The sequence below is a fragment of the Rhodococcus sp. ARP2 genome, from assembly GCF_001029585.1.
Classification (GTDB): Bacteria; Actinomycetota; Actinomycetes; order Mycobacteriales; family Mycobacteriaceae; genus Rhodococcus_F; species Rhodococcus_F erythropolis.
Window position 1 is genome coordinate 31,303 of record NZ_LEKE01000031.1, and the last position, 21,065, is coordinate 52,367.

16 protein-coding genes are annotated in these 21,065 nt (G+C 63.9%); 6 read left to right on the top strand and 10 right to left on the bottom strand.

The genetic code is table 11. The annotated features are described in order from the left end of the window. Positions 1-15 precede the first annotated feature (15 nt). Together ABX74_RS07020 and ABX74_RS07025 are read left to right on the top strand one after the other, a co-directional pair. Positions 16-984, top strand: coding sequence for an alpha/beta hydrolase family protein (locus tag ABX74_RS07020; RefSeq protein ID WP_046378989.1), 969 nt, complete (start codon positions 16-18; stop codon positions 982-984). A 451-nt stretch (positions 985-1,435) separates the two neighbouring features. Continuing rightward, positions 1,436-1,657, top strand: coding sequence for a hypothetical protein (locus ABX74_RS07025; protein WP_003946391.1), 222 nt, complete (start codon positions 1,436-1,438; stop codon positions 1,655-1,657). 78 nt (positions 1,658-1,735) lie between these two features. On the opposite strand, the gene purH is transcribed toward ABX74_RS07025, so the two are convergent. The 4 genes from purH to ABX74_RS07045 all read right to left on the bottom strand — a co-directional run bounded on the left by purH (position 1,736) and on the right by ABX74_RS07045 (position 6,732). After that, positions 1,736-3,295 carry a bifunctional phosphoribosylaminoimidazolecarboxamide formyltransferase/IMP cyclohydrolase gene (gene purH / locus ABX74_RS07030; protein ID WP_003946407.1) on the bottom strand — a complete coding sequence of 520 codons (1,560 nt, stop codon included), beginning with the start codon at positions 3,293-3,295 and terminating at the stop codon, positions 1,736-1,738. Next, entirely contained in the window at positions 3,288-4,007 is a 720-nt protein-coding gene (purN, locus tag ABX74_RS07035; RefSeq protein ID WP_082148465.1) for a phosphoribosylglycinamide formyltransferase, read from the bottom strand. Before purN ends, purH begins: the two co-directional genes overlap by 8 nt. Positions 4,008-4,013: 6 nt before the next feature. Then, positions 4,014-5,558, bottom strand: a complete 1,545-nt coding sequence (locus tag ABX74_RS07040) for a DUF6350 family protein (RefSeq protein ID WP_082148466.1) — start codon at positions 5,556-5,558, stop codon at positions 4,014-4,016. Positions 5,559-5,679: 121 nt separating this feature from the next. Further along, on the bottom strand, positions 5,680-6,732 hold the full coding sequence (locus ABX74_RS07045; protein WP_021332301.1) for a DUF5336 domain-containing protein: 1,053 nt from the start codon (positions 6,730-6,732) through the stop codon (positions 5,680-5,682). Positions 6,733-6,818: 86 nt separating this feature from the next. Between ABX74_RS07045 and ABX74_RS07050 the strand changes: the two genes are divergently transcribed. Continuing rightward, on the top strand, positions 6,819-7,454 hold the full coding sequence (locus ABX74_RS07050; protein WP_047888486.1) for an IMPACT family protein: 636 nt from the start codon (positions 6,819-6,821) through the stop codon (positions 7,452-7,454). A 42-nt stretch (positions 7,455-7,496) separates the two neighbouring features. Here ABX74_RS07050 and sucD read toward each other — a convergent pair whose 3' ends face one another. From sucD to ABX74_RS07065, 3 genes are all read right to left on the bottom strand, one after another. Continuing rightward, positions 7,497-8,399, bottom strand: a complete 903-nt coding sequence (gene sucD / locus ABX74_RS07055) for a succinate--CoA ligase subunit alpha (RefSeq protein ID WP_003946432.1) — start codon at positions 8,397-8,399, stop codon at positions 7,497-7,499. A gap of 15 nt (positions 8,400-8,414) precedes the next feature. Beyond that, complete coding sequence (gene sucC, locus ABX74_RS07060) at positions 8,415-9,584, bottom strand: ADP-forming succinate--CoA ligase subunit beta (RefSeq protein ID WP_019744753.1); 1,170 nt, start codon at positions 9,582-9,584, stop codon at positions 8,415-8,417. 179 nt (positions 9,585-9,763) lie between these two features. Further along, on the bottom strand, positions 9,764-11,605 hold the full coding sequence (locus ABX74_RS07065; RefSeq protein ID WP_223257851.1) for a hypothetical protein: 1,842 nt from the start codon (positions 11,603-11,605) through the stop codon (positions 9,764-9,766). Positions 11,606-11,837: 232 nt separating this feature from the next. Between ABX74_RS07065 and ABX74_RS07070 the strand changes: the two genes are divergently transcribed. Beyond that, positions 11,838-12,860, top strand: coding sequence for a M23 family metallopeptidase (locus ABX74_RS07070; protein WP_047888487.1), 1,023 nt, complete (start codon positions 11,838-11,840; stop codon positions 12,858-12,860). Positions 12,861-12,938: 78 nt separating this feature from the next. On the opposite strand, the gene pcrA is transcribed toward ABX74_RS07070, so the two are convergent. Further along, positions 12,939-15,431: a DNA helicase PcrA gene (gene pcrA / locus ABX74_RS07075; protein WP_020970358.1), complete on the bottom strand. Its 2,493-nt coding sequence runs from the start codon at positions 15,429-15,431 to the stop codon at positions 12,939-12,941. Positions 15,432-15,747: 316 nt separating this feature from the next. Between pcrA and ABX74_RS07080 the strand changes: the two genes are divergently transcribed. Next, positions 15,748-16,074 carry a chorismate mutase gene (locus ABX74_RS07080; RefSeq protein ID WP_019744757.1) on the top strand — a complete coding sequence of 109 codons (327 nt, stop codon included), beginning with the start codon at positions 15,748-15,750 and terminating at the stop codon, positions 16,072-16,074. Between the two features lie 74 nt (positions 16,075-16,148). Here the strand turns inward: ABX74_RS07080 and ABX74_RS07085 are convergent, their stop codons facing one another. Next, positions 16,149-17,603 carry an NAD-dependent succinate-semialdehyde dehydrogenase gene (locus tag ABX74_RS07085; RefSeq protein ID WP_182260973.1) on the bottom strand — a complete coding sequence of 485 codons (1,455 nt, stop codon included), beginning with the start codon at positions 17,601-17,603 and terminating at the stop codon, positions 16,149-16,151. A 92-nt stretch (positions 17,604-17,695) separates the two neighbouring features. On the opposite strand from ABX74_RS07085, the gene pgi reads away from it, so the two are divergent. Then, positions 17,696-19,351: a glucose-6-phosphate isomerase gene (gene pgi / locus ABX74_RS07090; RefSeq protein WP_021345178.1), complete on the top strand. Its 1,656-nt coding sequence runs from the start codon at positions 17,696-17,698 to the stop codon at positions 19,349-19,351. A 1-nt stretch (position 19,352) separates the two neighbouring features. Here the strand turns inward: pgi and ABX74_RS07095 are convergent, their stop codons facing one another. Continuing rightward, on the bottom strand, positions 19,353-20,165 hold the full coding sequence (locus ABX74_RS07095) for an FAD:protein FMN transferase (protein ID WP_047888488.1): 813 nt from the start codon (positions 20,163-20,165) through the stop codon (positions 19,353-19,355). Positions 20,166-21,065 lie beyond the last annotated feature (900 nt).

Here is a 21,065-nt window from a genome sequence, read left to right on the forward strand (position 1 = left end):
GGTAGACAAGTCGTCATGTCCGACACCGAGATCTCGTTCCAATCCGGCGACGTCACCCTGTACGGGAGTCTTCGCCTGGCAGCCTCACCCGACTCCCCGGCGCCGGCCGCGCTGATTCTGGCCGGCAGCGGCCCCACCGACCGAAACGGCGACAGCGCACTCCTCGAAGGCGACATCGGAACTCTGCGGTTCATCGCGGATCTTCTTGAAAATCAAGGCATCTCAAGCCTGCGTTACGACAAGCTCGGCAGCGGCGAAACCGCACTCGGCGACTACGAGATCGAGGACATCGCCGATCTCGGCTTCAACACATTCGTCGACGCCGCCTCCGACGGACTTGACTACCTCGCCGGACAACCCGGCGTCGATCCCGAGCGCTTGTTCGTCGTCGGACACAGCGACGGCGCCGTCGTCGCGCTGGCACTTGCCACGGCGAAAGAGGGCACAAGAGTCAGCGCCCTCGCACTGCTCGAGCCGCTGAGTGTCCGGCTTCTCGATCTACTCACGACGCAGATTCACCGCCAGCTCGACGCCGTCGTCGACGCCGGACAGTTGCCGGTCGAACTGGCTGACGAACTGCGCGTCGCGCTCGCCGACGCCGTCGAGTCTCTTCGGACCGAGGGCACGGTTCCGGATGATCTACCCGAACCGCTGCAGAACGCGGGACTCGTTCACGCCAATGCCAAGGCACTCGCCGAGGAAGACGCACTGGACCCGGTTGCGCTCGTAGCGGCGCTGCCGGCAGGCATGCCCGTTCTCACCAGCTGCTCGGACAAGGACATCCAAGTAATTCCCTCCGACGTCGCGGCACTCGACGCCGCGCTCTCACATACCGCGCTGACGTCAGTGCGGATGCGCAACGCCAACTTCGTACTCAAGGACATCGGCGAAGAACAGTCCACCGGGGCCGACTACGTCGCTCCGCTTCCGTACTCGGCAGAGTTCGCGGAGCCCTTCACAGCGTGGGTCCGCTCGTTCTCCTGATCACGTACAGACCGAACGTCCTCTTTTTCGGGTAGAAAGTTCCCTCCGCGAACCATCGCGGAGGGACTTCTGCTTTCTGCGCCTGACCTGCAACGAAGGCTCTCTCAATCCAGCGAACCCGGGGACAGAAGTCACCCGGAGTTTACGTTCGCGGCGCTTTTTATTGGTGCGAACCCTCGATCCGTGCTGTACGGTCATCCATTAACCAGCAACGCCACACAGAAAGGAACGGACGTCATGTCGCTACACCCGAACTTTGCATCCGTACCTTCGTGGCGCAGCTGCACCGCAGGCAAGCACATTTTTTCGGCCGCAATGTCGGCCAAGCACATGGGCAACAAGCGCGGTGTACCCCGAGAATGATCCCCAGTTTCACCGGATTCGTTCTCGGGCACCCAGGGCAAACGCCTCGGGTGCCTTTTCTTTTACCTTTCACACGCAGGAGCACCAGATGAAACTTCGAGTCAACCAACTGTCCATCGCGCCGCCGTATGTCGATCTGCCGGGTGACCTCACCGGATACGCCGTCACCCTGGATCTTTCGCACTCCGATGCTGCCCACGAAGCCACCCTCGGCGCACTGATCAGCGAGATCCGCAGTCGCGGAGCCTCACGCGTGGTCATCACCGGCTCACCCCGCGAACTCCAGGGCACCCACAGCAGCGCAGCCTGAAAGAACCGGGCCGGCCTGAATGCAGAACGGGCCCCGAACTCCCGTTGAGGAGTCGAGGCCCGCTACCGAAGCAGAAAGTCAGTGCGCGAAGTGGCGCGCACCGGTCAGATAAAGAGTGACACCGGCTTCCTTGGCCGCGGCAATCACCTCGTTGTCGCGAACCGAACCACCCGGCTGCACAACAGCCTTGACGCCGGCGTTGAGAAGAACCTGCAGACCGTCGGGGAACGGGAAGAACGCGTCCGAGGCGGCAACCGACCCTACGACGCGGTCACCGGCTCGCTGAACAGCAAGATGCGCTGCATCGACGCGGTTGACCTGGCCCATACCGACGCCGACGGACGCGCCGCCGGAGGCCAGCAGGATCGCGTTTGACTTCACCGATCGGCTGGCACGCCAAGCAAATTCGAGGTCAGCGAGAGTCTCGGCATCTGCAGCCTCACCGTTGGCGAGAGTCCAGTTGGCCGGGTTGTCGCCGTCAGCGTCCAGAACGTCGCGCTGCTGGAGCAAGGTACCGCCAGAGATCGGACGCAGTTCGATTCCGGTAGCGGTCGGAGCCGCAGCCTTCAGAACACGAATGTTCTTCTTACGCTGCAGAACCTCGACAGCCCCGTCTTCGTACGAGGGCGCGATGACAACCTCGGTGAAGATATCGGCGATCTGCTCTGCCAGTTCGACGGTGACCTCACGGTTGGCTGCGATGACACCACCGAATGCACTGACCGGATCGCATGCATGCGCCTTGCGGTGGGCGTCGGCAATGTCGGTGCCGATGGCGATGCCACAGGGGTTGGCGTGCTTGATGATTGCGACGGCCGGATCAGTGAAGTCGTACGCTGCACGCCACGCTGCGTCGGAGTCCGTGTAGTTGTTGTACGACATCTCCTTGCCGTGCAACTGCTCTGCCTGAGCCAAACCTGCAGGCGCAGCCGGGTTTTCGTACAGCGCGGCGTCCTGGTGCGGGTTCTCGCCGTAGCGAAGGACAGCGCTGCGGTTCCAGGTAGCACCGACCCAGGCGGGGAACAGCGAACCGTCCTCGTCAGCTGCGATCGTGCTCGTCATCCAGCTCGCAACAGCGACGTCGTACGACGCAGTGTGCTGGAACGCCTGCGCCGCAAGCACAGTGCGCTCACGCAAGGTGAATCCGCCACCGGCAACGGCCGTCAGGACATCGGCGTACCGAGCCGGATCGACCACGACGGCAACCGACGGATGGTTCTTGGCTGCAGCACGCACCATCGACGGGCCGCCGATGTCGATCTGCTCGACGCACTCGTCCGGGCTAGCGCCCGAGGCAACCGTCTCGGTGAAGGGGTACAGGTTCACGACGACCAATTCGAAGGTCGCGATGCCGAGTTCCTCGAGCTGAGCGAGGTGATCCGGCTTGCGGGTATCGGCGAGAACGCCGGCATGGACGCGCGGATGCAGCGTCTTCACACGGCCTTCGAGGCATTCCGGGAATCCGGTCAGCGCCTCGACCGGCGTCACGGGGATACCGGCGTCGGCGATCTTCGACGCGGTCGAACCGGTCGAGACCAACTCGACACCGGCCTCGTGCAGGCCCGTGGCCAGCTCGATCAGACCACTCTTGTCGTAGACGCTGACAAGTGCACGGCGCACAGCCTTGCGTTCACTCACTGGGGATCACGGCCTTTCGTCCATCGGAAACCACTCCGCGCGTAGCAACAGCGGCGATGACGTCCGCCAACAACCGTCGCTCCACAATTTTGATGCGTTCATGCAACGAAGACTCGGTGTCGTCGTCATGCACCGGCACAGCTTCCTGCGCCAAGATCGGCCCGGTATCAACTCCGCCGTCGACGAGATGCACCGTGGAACCGGTGACCTTCACGCCGTACGCCAGAGCGTCGGGAACCGCGTGCGCGCCGGGAAAGGCAGGCAGCAACGCGGGATGAGTGTTGATGATTCGGCCGCCGAAACGCGCGAGAAAGCTGGGGCCGAGGATTTTCATGAAGCCTGCGCTGACCACGAGATCGGGTTCGTGCTCGGCCACCGCTGCTGTCAGCGCCTCGTCCCAGGCGGCACGATTTTCATAAGTCTTGATCGAGACCTTGAAGGACGGGATCTTCGAGCCCGCAGCGTGCTCGGCGGCGAGGCAGTCACGATCTACACCGACGGCAACGATCTCGGCCGGGTATCCCTCGGCGTGCGAAGCGTCGATCAGCGAAGTCAACAGGGTTCCCGCGCCGGAAGCGAGTACGACTACCCGCGCGATCGAGTCGCGAAATTGGACCCCGTCGGGCATTGTCGGCTGCGGATTGTCGGCCGAGGCAGTCAGCGCACTACTCCTGAGAACTGGAAGATGATGCGGCCGGAGTATCGGCCGCATGACAGCCTAGTCGCTGGACTTCTGCGGCTTCGAGGGCAGGTCGGTCTCCGGCTCGGCCCCGGCTGCGGAGTCGGCTGTGGGGTCCGCCTCGGGTGCCGCGACAACCTCGGCGTCGACTACTTCGATCTCGACGGTTTCCTCTGTCACTACCTGCACGGGTTCGCCTGATTCCTCGACGATTTCCGCTTCGACGACCTTGGTGACAACGACCGCAGATTCCTGGGCCAGCACTTCGCCCGTGTTCTCGTCGTCCTCGTCTTCCGGTGTGGCCGCAGCCGTGATCGCAAGTTCGGGCTCGACTGTTCGAGCCGGTTCAGCCGTCGGGGGCGCAACCTCGTCCCTCATGTGTCCGCGGTGTGAGAACCACATCGCGAACAGCGCCGAGACGGTTCCGAACAATCCCAGCCACGCAAAAGTCAGAAGACCGAAGCCCCACCACAGGACCTCGACGGTGCCGAACTGCCCGAGGTCTCCCCCGGCAGCAAGAGCGAGCAGCGCCATGACGACGCCGGCACCGGCAGCTGCCGTCAGCACTGCGAGCACACTGTCCTGCCCGGCGATGCGTCGAGCGCAATCACGGCCGAGCATCATGCCCACCGCTGCCGGAACGATCAACAACACGGGCCAGATTCCACCGGCGACGCCTTCCGGAATCGCTCCGAGAAGGGGCAAGGGTGGCAGGTCACCGCCGATGTTGCCGAACACGCTGATGGAGACATTGCCGAAATCGGCCGTCGATCCCGTCATCACCGCGGCTGCGCCGACCACGAGGTTCGGCAGATAGAGCAGCGACAACACCGTTAATCCCAGTACGCCGACAAACCCGTTGCCGCGCGCGAGTAGGTCACCGACCGTCGACCACGACACGAGTAGTGACACCACGACGGCCACGGCGCCCGCAGCCAACAGCGCTGCCGACGCAGCCGTTGCCGGTCGAAGAGCGGCAGATGCCCACGGCGGAATCTCGGCGACGACGCGATCCCAGTGCGCAGCAGCAACACCGACGGACGCGGCGATCAGGTGAATCCCGGCGACCCAGCCGAAAGCGGCCAACGTGTTGGGGCTCGACAGCGGAATGGCTGCGGAGGCGTCGGCGACCACGGCGAGAGCGATTGCCGTGATAGTCAACGGTCCGGCTACCGCGGCCCCCACCAGGCGGAGGGTGTCGTCACGGGAGTCGGTGTGCACCGCAGTCGACGCGCATCGGCGTGCAACCACCCACATCATGACGGCCGTCGGAAGCAAAGGCAGTACACCGAGTTGGACGCCGCTGATAGTCGCCGGCACTTGGTGGATGACCAACCATGTGGTGGCAATGGCGCCGAAGGTTCCGGTCAGGTCGCTGCTCGCCGATACCAAGGTGACCACAACGACAGCCGCGATCAGCAGCATCGTCAGACCCGACGGCCGGAAGGCGACCGTCAGCAGCTTGCGCGCCAGGTCCGGGTTCGGTGCCGGGCGACCGCCGCCGACGCGGCCGCCGCCAGTACGACCACGTCCGGGTCGTGAGGACGCGGGACGGGACCGGGTGCCATCAATCAAAGAACTCATCCCCTCGAGGGTTTCACTCGATAGTGCGCCGCGCACTCAGGCGCGCCGTCGGGCTCACGGAATGTGGCCTCCACCCGCAGCGGGTCGGAGGCCACATTCATGTTCGTGAAACGAAGTAGTACTACTGCTGACGCTCGTCGGGGTTCTGCGACCCGAAGACCTTGGTCTCGGCCGCGGAATCGCTGCTGCCCTGGTCAGGCTCAGCAGACGGCGTCGGCGCTTCGAAAGTGGGCGGCTCGAAGCCCGTCGGCTGCTCGGTCGAGCCAGTCTGCTGCTGGTTGTACGGCTGGCCGTAACCGCGCGGAGCGGTGAACTGATCCGACGAGTAACTCGGGTTCGGCTGACTCGCGGGCTGCGAGGTCAGCGGATAGTAAGACGACGTCGTCGCGGCCGAGTCGGTCTGTGCGGGATTCTGCACCGGGTTCTGACCGTAGGGAGACGCAGTCTGGCCGTAAGGCGGCTGCGAAGCAGTCGGGTCGGCGGGGGCGGCGTGCGCTCCCCCGTATCCCTGCTGCTGCGCCTGCCCGTACTGCGGGTTCTGCTGGTACTGGCCCGGCTGCTGAGCCTGCTGCGGCTGGCCGTACTGAGCCTGTCCGTATCCCTGCGGCTGACCTGGCGCCTGCCCCGGCGCCTGGCCCTGGGGCTGGCCATAGCCCTGCGGCTGACCGTACTGCTGAGCTACCGGACGCGGCGCGGGAGCCTTCAGGATTCCGATCTCGAACAACAACGCGGCGACTGCGACGACCGTCTGCACGAACGAGAGGATCAGCACGATGATCAGACCCCAACCGAGGCTGATGTCGACGTAGTCGCTGGTACCTACGGAGAACGCGGCGAACACCAAAGCGAAGAAACCCGTGAGGGTGAGCGCTGCGGCAATGCCTGCATACGACTGCTTCGGGAGGAGCGATACGCCTGCGACCACACCGCCGGCGAAAACGAATCCGAGGCCGTAGATGCTCGACTCGAAGAAGCTCGAACTGGTGTCCAGACCGCTACCGATGCCGCTGCTGCTTCCACTGATCGACGTGAAAGGCGCAAAACCGAGTAGGAAATTGATCAGGCCGAGTGCCGCGACGGCGATGAGCAGGATGAATCCGAGATTCTTGGTTCCACCGCCCGCTGCCGGCTGATTCGGTGGCCCGAAGCTGGGCCCTTGCGGCGTGAACGTCATGACTTCTCCTCGTAGACGGTCTTCGATGGTTACCAGCGTATGTGTCTCGACTTCGCACGCTAACACCGACAGGAGACAATGGGCAGATGCCCTTCACCCTCGCGCCCGGCGCCGACCATGTCGTCGAAACCGAGGTGAAGCACTCACGATTCATCGCCGCGCTTCGCCGGATCGACGACGCCGAGGCCGCCACGGAGTTCGTCGCGGAGCAGAAGTCGCTGTATCCCGATGCGCGCCATCATTGTTCGGCTTTCGTGATCGGATACGAAGCGAACTCACGCGTCGAGCGTGCACACGACGACGGCGAACCAGGCGGGACAGCTGGGGTGCCGATGCTTCAGGTTCTCAAGTCTCGAGATCTGGTCGATGTGATTGTTGTCGTCACGCGCTACTTCGGCGGAATCAAGCTCGGCGCCGGTGGATTGGTCCGCGCGTATTCGGGAGCCGTCTCGGTTGCTCTCGATTCGGCCGAGCTTGTGGCCAGGGAGAGGAGGATCCTGCGCACTTTGGCGATCCGGCACTCAGAGGCCGGTCGGGTGGAAGCGGAGCTGAGAGCGCGGGGCGTCTCGGTGCTCGGAACTGCGTACGGATCGAAGGCGGTGATGACGCTCGCCGCCGGTGACGCCGACGATCTCGACTCGATCGTCGCATCCATCACATCCGGTGCCGGGCAGTTGGAACCTGCCGGGTCGATGTGGGTCGATACCACTGTGCGTGGTTAAGGAGTCCGGAGACTCCCTAACCACGCACGGGGGCGAAGCCCCTTACAGGGACTGAAGAATCTCGCGAGCGAGAGCAGCAGTGGCGGACGGCGTCTTGCCGACCTTCACGCCTGCAGCTTCGAGAGCTTCCTGCTTTGCCTGAGCCGTTCCCGAGGAACCGGAGACGATGGCGCCTGCGTGGCCCATGGTCTTGCCTTCGGGAGCGGTGAAGCCAGCCACGTAGCCGACGACCGGCTTGGTGACGTTGGCCTTGATGTAATCGGCTGCACGCTCTTCCGCGTCGCCACCGATTTCACCGATCATCACGATGACCTTGGTCTCGGGATCCTTCTCGAACGCCTCGATGGCGTCGATGTGGGTGGTTCCGATGACCGGGTCGCCGCCGATGCCGATGGCGGTGGAGAAGCCGAAGTCACGGAGTTCGTACATCATCTGGTAGGTCAGGGTGCCCGACTTGGAGACCAGGCCGATGGGGCCGGTGCCTGCAATGTTGGCGGGCGTGATGCCGACGAGGGCCTCACCCGGGGTGATGATGCCGGGGCAGTTCGGTCCGATGATGCGCGTCTTCTTGCCCTTGGACTCGTTGTACGCCCAAGCGTAAGCGGAGTCCTGAACCGGGATGCCCTCGGTGATGACCACGAGGAGCGGGATCTCCGCGTCGATGGCCTCGACGATGGCGTCCTTCGAGAAGGCCGGGGGAACGAATGCGATGGAGACGTCTGCGCCGGTCTCCTTGATTGCCTCTTCGACCGTCGCGAAGACGGGGAGCTCGACAGGGGAACCGTCAGCAGCAACGTGCGAGACCGTGGTGCCGGCCTTGCGAGCGTTGACGCCGCCGACGACCTGGGTGCCGGCCTTGAGCATCAGAGCGGTGTGCTTGGTGCCCTCGCCGCCGGTGATGCCCTGGACGATGACCTTTGAATCCTTGGTGAGGAAGATTGCCATTGTTCTGTGAGTCCCTTACTTCGCTGCGTGAGCGAGTTCGGCGGCCTTGTCGGCGGCCTCGTCCATGGTTGCGACGACCGTGACCAGCGGGTGGTTGGCCTCGGCGAGGATGCGACGACCCTCTTCGACGTTGTTTCCGTCCAGGCGAACGACGAGCGGCTTGTTGGCCTCGTCGCCCAGGGTCTTCAGTGCGCCGACGATGCCGTTGGCAACTGCGTCACACGCGGTGATGCCGCCGAAGACGTTGACGAACACGCTCTTGACCTGTGCGTCGTTCAGGATGACGTCGAGGCCGGCAGCCATGACTGCAGCGGAAGCTCCGCCGCCGATGTCGAGGAAGTTGGCGGGCTTGACGCCACCGTGGTTCTCGCCGGCGTATGCGACGACGTCCAGGGTGGACATGACCAGGCCTGCGCCGTTGCCGATGATTCCGACCTCACCGTCGAGCTTGACGTAGTTGAGGTCGTTTTCCTTGGCCTTGAGCTCGAGGGGATCGGTAGCGTCGCGATCCTCGAATGCCTCGTGGCCGGGCTGACGGAACGCCGCGTTCTCATCGAGGGTGACCTTGCCGTCGAGGGCGAGGATCTGATCGTCAGGCGTGCGAACGAGGGGGTTGACCTCGACGAGGAGTGCGTCCTCGTTGATGAAGACCTCCCACAGCTTCTGGATCGTGACGGCCGCTGCGTCGAGCACCTCTGCGGGCAGCTTTCCTGCCTCGGCGATGCTGCGCGCGAACGCGAGGTCGACGCCCTTGACTGCGTCGACGGGGATCTTGGCGAGGGCGTCGGGGTTCTCCTCGGCGGTGACCTCGATCTCGACGCCACCCTCTACCGAGCACATGGCCAGGTAGGTGCGGTTGGTGCGGTCGAGCAGGAAGGAGATGTAGTACTCCTCGGCAATGTCACTTGCCTCTGCGACCAGCAGCTTCTTGACGACATGGCCCTTGATGTCCAGGCCCAGGATTGCCTCGGCGTTTGCCACTGCGGCATCCACGTCGGGCGAGTACTTGACGCCACCGGCCTTGCCGCGGCCGCCTACCTTGACCTGTGCCTTCACCATCACGGGCTTACCGATTTCTTCGGCAATCTCGCGTGCGCCGGCGACTGTGTCTGTAACACGTCCAGCCGAAGTCGGCACTCCGTGCTTGGCGAAGAGTTCCTTCGCCTGGTATTCGAAGAGATCCATCTGCTCACCGTCTCGTCTGCGTTGTCACCCGCTCGAGGGGTAGGAGCGGGTCTGTTCTGGACTTTAACCAGTTGCCGCGTTCGGTTTGCGCCCGCACTGATGCTATGTGGCCCAAGTCACGCGCAAATGCGCAATGAGGCACGCCTCACCGATCGAGCAAGGTGGCCACACCGAATTTGTCAAGCATCAGTCTCACTGATTCTTGCGCTCGAGAACGCTGCAACGAGAAGCAACACTATGCCCGTGGCCGCTGTGATCGCACCCACCCCCACGGTTGCGTCCGATATGCGCGATGACGTGAGCGGCCACTCACTGACGTACACCAGAGCTGCCACGGCAGATCCGATCAGCAATGCCGCGCCTCGAGCCGGCCGCGCAGACGCTGCGATCACAGCGGCGATCACGACGGTGACGCCGACGAGCAGTTGCCCCCAAACGTCAATTCCCCACGGCCACTCCAGAACTGACGCCGCTGTGTAGGCGTCACCCCGATAGAGGGGAAGCGCGGTCCCGATCAGGACAGCGACTGCGCCGATCCCACCGATGAGAAGCACCAGCCCTTTCGAACCGCCGACTACCGACGTGTCGACGTCTTCACGTTCTGCGCTTCCCGCCAGCCAGACGAGCAGTCCCGTCGCCGCAGCGAGGAAAGCCGCGCCGCAGAGCGCGAAGGCACCGGCTCCCAACCCGACGCCTGGAACGTCCGTCGCGATGACCGCCGACTGCATGACAGCGGCGACTCCCATCACGACCGTGGTCCACAACACTCCGACGGCCGGACGCACCACGGCGGCGCGGCCCGGGGCAAACAGGCCCAGCGCGGCGAGGAGCAATACGGCAGCGGCGAGCAGGACAACTCGAGACGACAGCATCGACGGCTCCGGGATTCCGTCCGGCAACGACAGGACAGGCAAAGCCGAGCCGACGCCCGCAACAGCCGCAGTGATGATTGCGGCGGTACCGGCGACGCGGTGAAGTCTGTCGACCCGCGCTTGCGCCGCCCGGGACTGAGCCACCATCGCTGCTTTGAGCGCACCCTTTGTTGTCTTCGCAGGCGCGCGGACCACACTTTCAGCGGGAATCGCATCTGTTTCACGCCTGGATGCGAGGTAAGGCGCTGAAACTCCGATCACGACGATGACCACGGCGGCCAGCGCCCCGACCACGGATCCCGATCCGACGCCGATCCGATCGCCGGCCGCGAACCCAGCCACCACCCTGGTTCCACTGACTGCGAGCGCGCCGAGACCAACACCGATCAGAGCGCCGCAGCCCACCGGCAGCGAGATGGACGTCAATGCCGCCGCGACCGCAACGAGCACCGCGACGCCGACCAATCCTGTACCGACGGCAGTGGCCGACGCAGAGTCGACGAGCGGTTTGACCAGAAAGATCGGATCCTGCGAACTGAAGGAAGGACCGAACAGGGAGAGGACGAACACCACTGCGACCAGAATCAGCAGCGCTGTCGGCCACGCGCCGATCCGTCCGCCAACCGATCGCCCGTCGAATTCTGCGGCGCGAGCGCTGCCGTATCCGTCCCGTTCCGATTCACGATGGACGGCGACAAGTCCGAGCACCCCGGACAGGACAAGAAGGCAGTGTCCCGCGAGCGCGAGATAAGCGCCCGGACCCGCATCGATCGAACCCGCCGAAATCGGACGGAAAAGGTCCAAGCGGTTTGCATCGATTGCGTCGACGAACAACTGGACGTCGAGAATCGCCACTCCGAGCGACACCGCTCCGATACCGGCCAGGAGTCCACCGGCCAAGGCAGGCCTGCGGCCCGAGGTGAGCACTGCAACCAACGGCACGATGATCGTGCAGACGGCCGCGAAGAGAGCGGCAGAAGCAAGAGCCCCCGTCGTGTCGACCCCGCGGCCACTCCCGACTCCGACGACGGGGCTGGCCGCCACTCCGACGGCACCGAGCAGTCCGATTACCGCCGCGAGTGGCGCCCCGGACTTCACTCCGGGGTCGTCGAAACGCGCCTGCGACGTAGTTCCAGGTGTTGTGGACACTCGATCGACGGTAGTGCCTGAATGGACCGGTGATCCGGTTGTGACACGCGTGATCACGAAACGAGATGATTCGTCCGTTTTGCCCGTATCGACATATTCCCAGGTCAAGCTGTGAGGCACGTCACATAATCGGACAGGTTTCCGCTACGGCTTGCGCCCATCGCAATCATTTCGTTACCGTCAGTCGGTCTAAGTCACGGGCTGATCACGAACTCGAGGAGAGAACCGGCATATGCATCACCGCAGCCAGTTCACCGCTAGTAGGTTCTCGAACTCAGCTCCAGACGAGGTCACGACCACTTATCCAACGCACTCGGCCAGGCGTTACACCGAGACCAAAAGTTCTGAGATCTCTACCGATATGTTCACTCGAAATTCATCCTCCACGTCGTCAGATTCCGACTCTCACGAGTCCGTCGAGTCCGACGTGATCAGCACCCCCACTTACGCCTCTTCCGCACCGACAGTCGATGTCGAATCTCCGGTTCGCCGCAGCGGTGCTCACCGACTCCCCACCCCTCCCTCTGCTCTCAAGGGCCGCGCCGCCGTTCTGGCAGTTGCAGCCGGCGCAGTTGTCGCCGCGGGCCAGGCAGTTGTCAACGACGGTTCGTCTTCCGCCGCCGACCACTCGGAAGTTGCACTCGCCAACGAGTCCTCCGCGATCGGCACCACCGCAGAACCGCAGGCCGCTCAGTTCGCTCCGGCCACCTCCACGGCAGCCACCACCGAGGCCGACGCTCCCCAGGTCCTCAACGTCGCAGCACCGACCGACCTCTCCCAGTTCAGCAACCTGCTTGCCAAGGGCCAGCGTTTCAGTGACGAGCGCGCAGCACGCGAAGCAGCTGCCCGTCGCCCGCTGTTCGTCCTGCCGGCAGTCGGCACGTTCACGTCCAACTTCGGCACCCGCTGGGGCACCCTGCACGCCGGCGTCGACATCGCCGCCCCGATCGGGACGCCCATCGTCGCAGTCGCCGACGGCAAGGTCATCGATTCAGGTCCGGCTTCCGGATTCGGCATGTGGGTACGCCTACAGCACGCAGACGGAACGATCACCGTCTACGGCCACATCGACACGTCCACCGTCACCGTCGGTCAGCAGGTCATGGCCGGCGACCAGATCGCCACTGTCGGCAACCGCGGCTTCTCCACCGGCCCGCACCTTCACTTCGAGGTTCACCTCGCCGGCGAGAACAAGATCGACCCCCTCCCTTGGCTCGCATCACGCGGCATCAGCCTCGGTATCGAGCAGGACTGACCGCAAGCCCAACGCTTCTGACAAAAACTTCCGGCCCGCACCTTTCCAGGTACGGGCCGGAAGTTTTTTGTCTGTCTTCTACAGCTTGACCATCGGCACACCGCCGATGAGCATCAACCGCACCTTGCCCGCGCTACCGAAGTCGATGGTGACCGTCGCGGTGGGTCCGGTGCCCTTGGTTTCCAACACGGTGCCCAGACCGTACTTGTCGTGACTGACGCGGTCACCCGTGGCAAGGACCAGAACGTTGTTGCGGCCACGCGCGGCACCGAAACTGGGAGTCGACGCAGCCTTGCCGGACCCTCCCCCGTAGTTCTGCCCGCCACCGTATCCCTGGCCGCCCTGGCTGCCGTATCGGCTTCCGCTGCCGTAACCCGGCCTGCCGCTTCCGAATCCACCACCGGTGCCCGGATCCTCACGGCGCCAATTGATCAGGTCCTCCGGGATCTCCTGGATGAACCGCGACGCCGGGTTCTGGATCGGTTGTCCCCAAGCCGAACGCATGATCGCGCGCGTCAGGTACAGGCGCTGCCTGGCACGGGTGATGCCGACGTAAGCGAGTCGACGCTCTTCGGACAGCTCTGCCGGATCACCGAGGGCGCGCATGTGCGGGAACTGCCCGTCCTCCCAACCGGTGACGAAGACGACCGGGAACTCGAGGCCCTTGGCGGTGTGAAGCGTCATCATCGTCACGACGCCGTCGTCGGAGTCCGGCAGTTGATCGGCGTCGGCGACAAGTGATACCCGTTCGAGGAAGGCGGCAAGCGAACCCGGATCGGGTTCGCCTTCACGCATTGCTGCGGTTTCCTCGTCGTCCGGATCGATCAGTCCGGCCGCGTTTCGTGCGTCGGAGCTGAATTCTCTTGCCACGCTGACGAGTTCGTTCAAGTTGTCGAGTCGCGCGCCGTCCTGTGGATCGCTGCTGGCCGCAAGCTCGGCGCGATAGCCGGTTCGCTCGAGCACTGCCTCGGCGACCTCACCGATGTCACCGAGTTCGAAGGGTTCGTCCTCGTCGGCGGCTGCTGTCGGCAGCAGGGCCCGCAGCCCGTCCATCATCTCGAGGAACGACGCGATGGCCTTCTGTGACCGCGTATTGAGCAGCGCCACTTTGCCTTCCGCGCCGTCGCGGAGAGCGGCGGCGAAGCTGATGTTGCGATGCTCGGAGTGCACGGCGACGCAGGCTTCGGCTCGATCACCGATACCGCGTCGTGGCGTGTTGAGAATGCGTCGCAGGCTCACGGTGTCGTCTTCGTTGGCGAGGACGCGCAGATACGCGACGATGTCCCGAACTTCCTTGCGCTCGTAGAAGCGAACGCCGCCGACCACCTTGTACGGCACACCGAGTCGAATGAAGATCTCCTCGAGCGCGCGTGAGGAGTTGTTGGTCCGGTAGAACACCGCGATGTCGGCGAACTTGGTCTCGCCCTGGTCCACCAGCCGATCGATCTCCGAGGCGACAAAAGATGCTTCGTCGTGCTCGTTGTCTGCAACGTAGCCGACGATCAGTTCACCTTCACCCGAATCGGTCCACAGACGCTTTTCACGTCGGCCGGTGTTCTTGGAAATCACGGAGTTGGCCGCAGACAGAATGTTCTGCGTCGAACGGTAGTTCTGTTCGAGAAGGATGGTCCGAGCGTCCGGGTAGTCGCGTTCGAACTCTTCGATGTTGCGGATAGTGGCTCCGCGAAATGCGTAGATCGACTGATCGGCGTCACCGACGACGCACAGTTCGGCCGGGGCAACGGCATGGTCGGACTCTCCGGCACCGCCGACCAGTTCACGCACCAGCATGTACTGCGCGTGGTTGGTGTCCTGGTACTCGTCGACGAGCACGTGACGGAAGCGGCGGCGGTAGTACTCGGCAATCTGGGGAAACGCCTGGAGAAGCGCAACGGTCTCACCGATGAGATCGTCGAAGTCGAGTGCGTTCGCCGCACGCAACCGCTGTTGATAGTGGCCGTAGACCTTGGCGATCAGTCGCGGCAGCTCGGCCGGATCCTGATCGGCTGCGACAACCGCCTCTTCCGGTCCGACGAGTTCGTTCTTCAGGTTGGAGATGTGAGTGGCGAGAAGCCGCGCGGAGAATCGTTTGGTGTCGAGCTCGAGGTCCTTCGAGATCATCGTCAGCAGTCGACGCGAATCGTCGGAATCGTAGATCGAGAAATTCGAGTTCAAACCGGGCAGGAGCGCCGCCTGTGCTCGCAGGATGCGCACGCAACTGGAGTGGAACGTCGATACCCACATGGCGTTGGCACGCGGTCCGACAAGGGCTGCCACACGCTCGCGCATCTCGGCCGCAGCCTTGTTGGTGAACGTGATGGCCAGGATCTGACCGGGGGTGACACCCCGTTCGGCCAGCAGATAGGCGATGCGACGCGTCAGTACTGCCGTCTTGCCCGAGCCGGCGCCCGCGACGATCAGCAACGGCGAACCGGCATGGACCACGGCCTCGCGCTGTTGCGGGTTGAGACCCTCGAGGAGGGCGTCCGAACCCGCGCCATGTCCCCGCGCGCCGCCCCCGTCGTGCTGGGAATGTCCGTCGTGCTCACCGAGTGCTGGGTACGTGTTCATCGCCTGTCCACGCTACCGGCGTCCACCGACACGGTCGTCAGTGCGTCCACCTGCTGGTAGAGGCACTTGGATTACCTGTGTCGAGCATGGCAAACTGGACGCTATGTTCAGCATTTCCGTTCGCGACAACACGGCCGACCCCGTCGGCCCGCTGTGGCGTTACTTTACGTGCCCCGGACCTCGGTGCACGTGATCTGAACAGCTCACCCGCCCCTGGTCCGAATCGGATCCGGGGCATTTTCGTCAGTGTGCCTGGATCGGTAACGACCCGAGCCGAGACCACGATCCACGCAGTAGGAAGAGGAGACGAATAGCAATGAGCACCCAGGCTGCAGCCCCCAATGGAAATACTGTAAATACTGTAAACACTGCTCCGACAGACGTCGAGATCCCCCAGAGTGAGGCGGAGATCGACGAACTACGGAAAGAAATCGACCGTCTCGACGCCGAGATCCTCGCGGCCATCAAACGCCGCTCCGAGGTCTCCCAGATCATCGGCCGTACCCGGATGGCATCGGGTGGTCCGCGTCTGGTGCACAGCCGAGAGATGAAGGTCCTCGAACGGTTCAACGAGCTGGGCCAGGAAGGCCACACCCTCGCGATGCTGCTCCTGCGCCTGGGCCGCGGACGCCTGGGCCACTAGCGCACACCCAGATCACTTGCGAACGGCTACATCGGATGCCTCTGGCAGTCCCGATGTAGCCGTTCGTGTGTGTATCAGTTCTCGAGCGCGATGTACTTCGTGTTCAGGTATTCCTCGATCCCCTCGGTCCCGCCCTCGCGGCCGAATCCGGATTCCTTCACACCGCCGAACGGCGCTGCCGCGTCCGAGATCACTCCTCGGTTGACGCCGATCATTCCTGATTCCAGTGCGTCGGAGACCCGAAGCGCACGGTCGAGATCCCTCGTGAAGATGTACGCAGCCAATCCGAACTCGGTGTCGTTGGCGGCCGCGATGCCTTCGGCTTCGGTGTCGAAGCCGGTGATCGCGGCAACGGGTCCGAACACCTCTTCCTTCAGTATCCGCGCGCTCGCCGGAACGTCGGCCAACACCGTAGCCGGATAGAAGTAACCCTCACCACCTGGCGCTTTACCGCCCAGTCGAACCTTCGCCCCGGCATCCACCGCATCTGCAACCAACTCTGCGACCGTGTCGAGCTGGTTCTGGTTGATCAGCGGGCCGAGCTTCGTCTCCGGGTCGGTACCCGGTCCCATCGTGAACGCCGCCATCTTCTCGGTCAGCTTGGTCGTGAACTCCTCACGCACGGCGTTGGCGACATGGAACCGGTTGGCGGCGGTGCAGGCTTCGCCTCCGTTGCGAAGCTTGGCCAGTACCGCACCCTCGACTGCCTTGTCGACGTCCGCGTCGTCGAACACGACGAAGGGCGCGTTGCCACCCAATTCCATCGACGTGCGGAGCAATCGCTTCGCGGACTTCTCCACCAGCATCTTGCCGACGCCGGTGGACCCGGTGAAGGTGAGCTTGCGCAGTCGGGGGTCGTCGATGAGAGGGCCGGTCACTTCACCGGATTTCGATGTCGGCAACACCGAGAGGACTCCGTCGGGCAGCCCTGCTTCGGCCATGAGCTGAGCGAGCAGCAGCATCGTCAACGGGGTCTCCGAGGCGGGCTTGACGATGATCGTGCAGCCGGCGGCCAACGCCGGTCCGATCTTGCGGGTGCCCATCGCCAACGGAAAATTCCAGGGAGTGATGGCCAGACACGGTCCGACCGGCGCCTTGGTGACAAGGATCCGGCCGTTGCCCGCCGGCGCCGGCGTGTAGCGCCCGCCGATGCGAACGGCCTCCTCGCTGAACCACCGGAAGAACTCGGCGCCGTATTTGACCTCGGCACGGCTCTCGGCGAGTGCCTTGCCCATTTCGAGGGTCATCAGCAGCGCCACGTCCTCGGCGCGCTCGGTGATCTTCTCGAAGACGGCTCGCAGAATTTCACCACGCTCGCGCGCAGGTGTGCTCGCCCACTTCGACGAGACGGCCACGGCTTCGTCGAGAGCGCGCATCGCATCCGCGGGGCTCGCATCGGCGACATCGGTCAACGATTTTCCGGTCGCCGGATCCGCCACCGGGAAGGTCGCGTTGTTCTCCGCGGGCACGAACCGGCCGCCGACGAACAACTGGGTGGGAACTGATCGAATGAATTCGAATGTGTCCATGGGTTCCATGATGCTCGTCGGAGCCGCGTCCGTCTGCCCGCCAGCGAGACTCACGCGGAAGTTTCCAGCTTGTGCCACTAAAGTCGATGATCGTGAGCACTGACATCACCGGAACCTCAGCCTGGCAGAAACTGCGCGCTCATTACGCCGACATCGAAGGCGTTCACCTGCGAGAACTCTTCCAGGACGATCCAGCCCGCGGGCGAGAGCTGACGATCGACGCCGGTGATCTTCACATCGACTACAGCAAGCATCGCGTCAGCCGCGAGACTCTCGCGCTACTCGTCGAGCTGGCCCGCGAGGCCGGCGTCGAGGCACGACGCGACGCGATGTTCGCGGGCGATCACATCAACAGCTCGGAAGACCGAGCCGTGCTGCACACAGCACTGCGTCTGCCGAAGGATTCTGCTCTGACCGTCGACGGTCAGGACGTCGTCGCGGACGTTCACGAAGTTCTGGACGCGATGGGCGCTTTCGCGGATCGGGTGCGCAGTGGCGAGTGGACGGGCGCCACCGGCAAGCGCATCCGCACCATCGTCAACATCGGCATCGGCGGTTCCGACCTCGGGCCCGTGATGGTCTATCGCGCGCTACGGCACTACGCCGACGCCGGAATCAGCGTTCGGTTCGTCTCCAACATCGACCCGGTCGACCTGGTCGGGCAGCTCGACGACCTCGATCCGGAGACGACCCTCTTCATCGTCGCGTCCAAGACGTTTTCCACCCTCGAGACGCTCACCAATGCGACGGCGGCAAAGCGTTGGCTGTTCGCCGGTCTGGGCAGCGAAGACGTCTCGGCCGTAGCCAAGCATTTCGTCGCAGTCTCCACCCATGGTGATCGCGTGGCGGAGTTCGGCATCGACACCGCGAACATGTTCGGATTCTGGGATTGGGTCGGCGGGCGCTACTCCGTCGACTCGGCGATCGGACTGTCGGTCATGTGCGCCGTCGGACCCGTTCGTTTTGCCGAATTCCTCGACGGTTTCCACCAGATCGACACGCACTTCCGAAACCAACCGCTCGAGCAGAACGCGCCGGTTCTCCTCGGGCTCATCGGGCTCTGGTACTCCAACTTCTTCGGCGCTCAGTCCCGCGCAGTGCTGCCCTACTCCAACGACCTGTTGCGCTTTCCCGCGTACCTGCAGCAGCTGACCATGGAGTCCAATGGCAAGTCGGTGCGCGCCGACGGCTCACCGGTGACCACGTCCACCGGTGAGATCTTCTGGGGCGAGCCGGGAACCAACGGCCAACACGCGTTCTATCAGCTCCTGCATCAAGGCACGTGGCTCGTGCCCGCCGATTTCATCGGCTTCGCGGAATCCACCGACGATCTGCCGACGGCGGACGGCACCGGATCCATGCACGATCTGCTCATGAGTAACTTCTTCGCTCAGACAAAGGTTCTCGCCTTCGGCAAGACCGCCGAAGAAATCGCTTCAGAGGGCACGGCCCCGGAGTTGGTGCCGCACAAGGTGATGCCAGGCAACCGGCCTTCGAGCACCATCCTGGCCAAGGAATTGACGCCCTCGGTCGTCGGTCAGTTGATCGCACTCTACGAGCACCAGGTATTTGTCGAAGGTGCTGTGTGGGGTGTCAATCCGTTCGATCAGTGGGGCGTCGAACTCGGCAAGACGCAGGCACTGGAACTGGGACCTGCACTCTCATCCGAAGAGGCACCAGGCGACCTCGGCGACACGTCCACCGACGCACTCGTGCACTGGTACCGCAAGGAGCGCGGACGGGCCTGATTCACGCGGCAGCAGGGCCGAACCAACTCTCCGTCGCGTACACACGTCCGGATCGGTCGACGAGCCGAGCGCGAAGCTCTTGCTGTTCAACCCATTTGATGGCGCTGATACCCCGGATCAACGCTGCTTCGCTCGCGGCGTACGCCCACACCGCGTCGTCCGCGATCACCGAGACTTGCGCCCACTCCGTGGAGGGACGCTCCTGGTTCGGCTCCCAGGAGGGCAGCTCTACCGCCCGCGCCGTCGCCATCGCGGTTCCGTTGATCAGTTCGACTTCCTCGCTGCCCGGTACCGGAATCTGCCAGCCACCGGCCGGTGCATGGCCGGCCGTGGCGATCACGTCGCCGATCCGTACGGCAACACCACATTGCAGTTCGGCAGCCACGATCTGCGCGGCGCGATCGACGGTGTCTGCCTTGGCAACTCCGGTGATGTCGAACGACGCACCCCAGGGCGCGTACACCACGTCGCCGTCGAGCTGTACGTCCTCGAACGTCGGGGTCGGGTGGACCGGAGGGATGGACTCGTCCTCGGAGTAGTTGTCGGCAAGCGGATTGACTGCGCCGCCGGTCATACGAGCCGCCCACAGCGCCGACCGCAAGAGAGCAGACATACGCCGAGTCACTTTGACCGGAGTTCCCTGAGCGAGGTTGACGGCGTGAATCTCGGCGTCGCCGCGGCGAAGGTCGCACACCGCCTCGGTCTCGTCGATGACAGCTGCGATCAACGCGTGCGCAGTGGGCAGCGCAGCGCCTTCGGTGACGTCCACCTCCACGGCGGAATCCCACATCGCCCACTTCTCGACACTGACCATGTCAGTCCTGCCCTTCGAACACACCGCGTTGTAACCAGTATGCGCCGGTCAGCAAGCCCCGTGCCATAAGCCGCTTCCGAGGCCGAGGCACGCATCCTGCAGGAGGAGCAGCGCACGGCAGGGGCTGATGGTAGATCTGTGCGACAGAATTGCCGCCCGGACTGTCGCCCTCCGTGTGCAAGCCGCGTAGTCCTTCGAAGGGTCCTGACACGCACCCGATGTCGACGGACGTCGACTACTACCGGCGCAGCGGGCTATTCCGATCCGAAAGACGCAGAGGCGATGCTCGACATGTCGTGCCGGGACGCTGCGCCTCGAGCTCGGTCTGCCGCAAAACGCGTCCGGGCGACGCTGATATCACCGCAGGAGATAGCGGCGACTGACGAGAAGCACTGTGTTCCAACGTCGATGACATACCAATCGGCCGCTTTCGACGCGCGCCACTTTCGACAGGTCGACACACCTGCCCGCTCACTCTCGACTGCCTAGAAAAATACTCGCCCATCACTACGCGCGAGCGTCGAGCAGAGCACCGAGAAAGAGTTCCGAACACGCGGCGCGCCAACCGCCGGAGAGAGTGACGCCCGGCGCCCGGCGGCAGTGCTCGCACGTTACAGACAGGGCCACAATGCATCGACGCAGCTACATAGGACCGGCCGAAAGAACCTGCAGCGCAACGGCGTAACCACCGACATTTTGCTTATACGCCACCCGCACGCCCGTTGGCAAAACGAACGGTCAGTACGCGGCGTAAATCACATACTTTACAAAGTCTTTGGAATCTCTCCGCGCCAAATATCCGCAGGTGAAAGGACTTTCGACCGGAGTCCAGAATAACCGTGTCGTCTACTATGTGAAAACTGCGAAGTAGCTGTGACGCTGGGTCACGCTCGAGGGAGG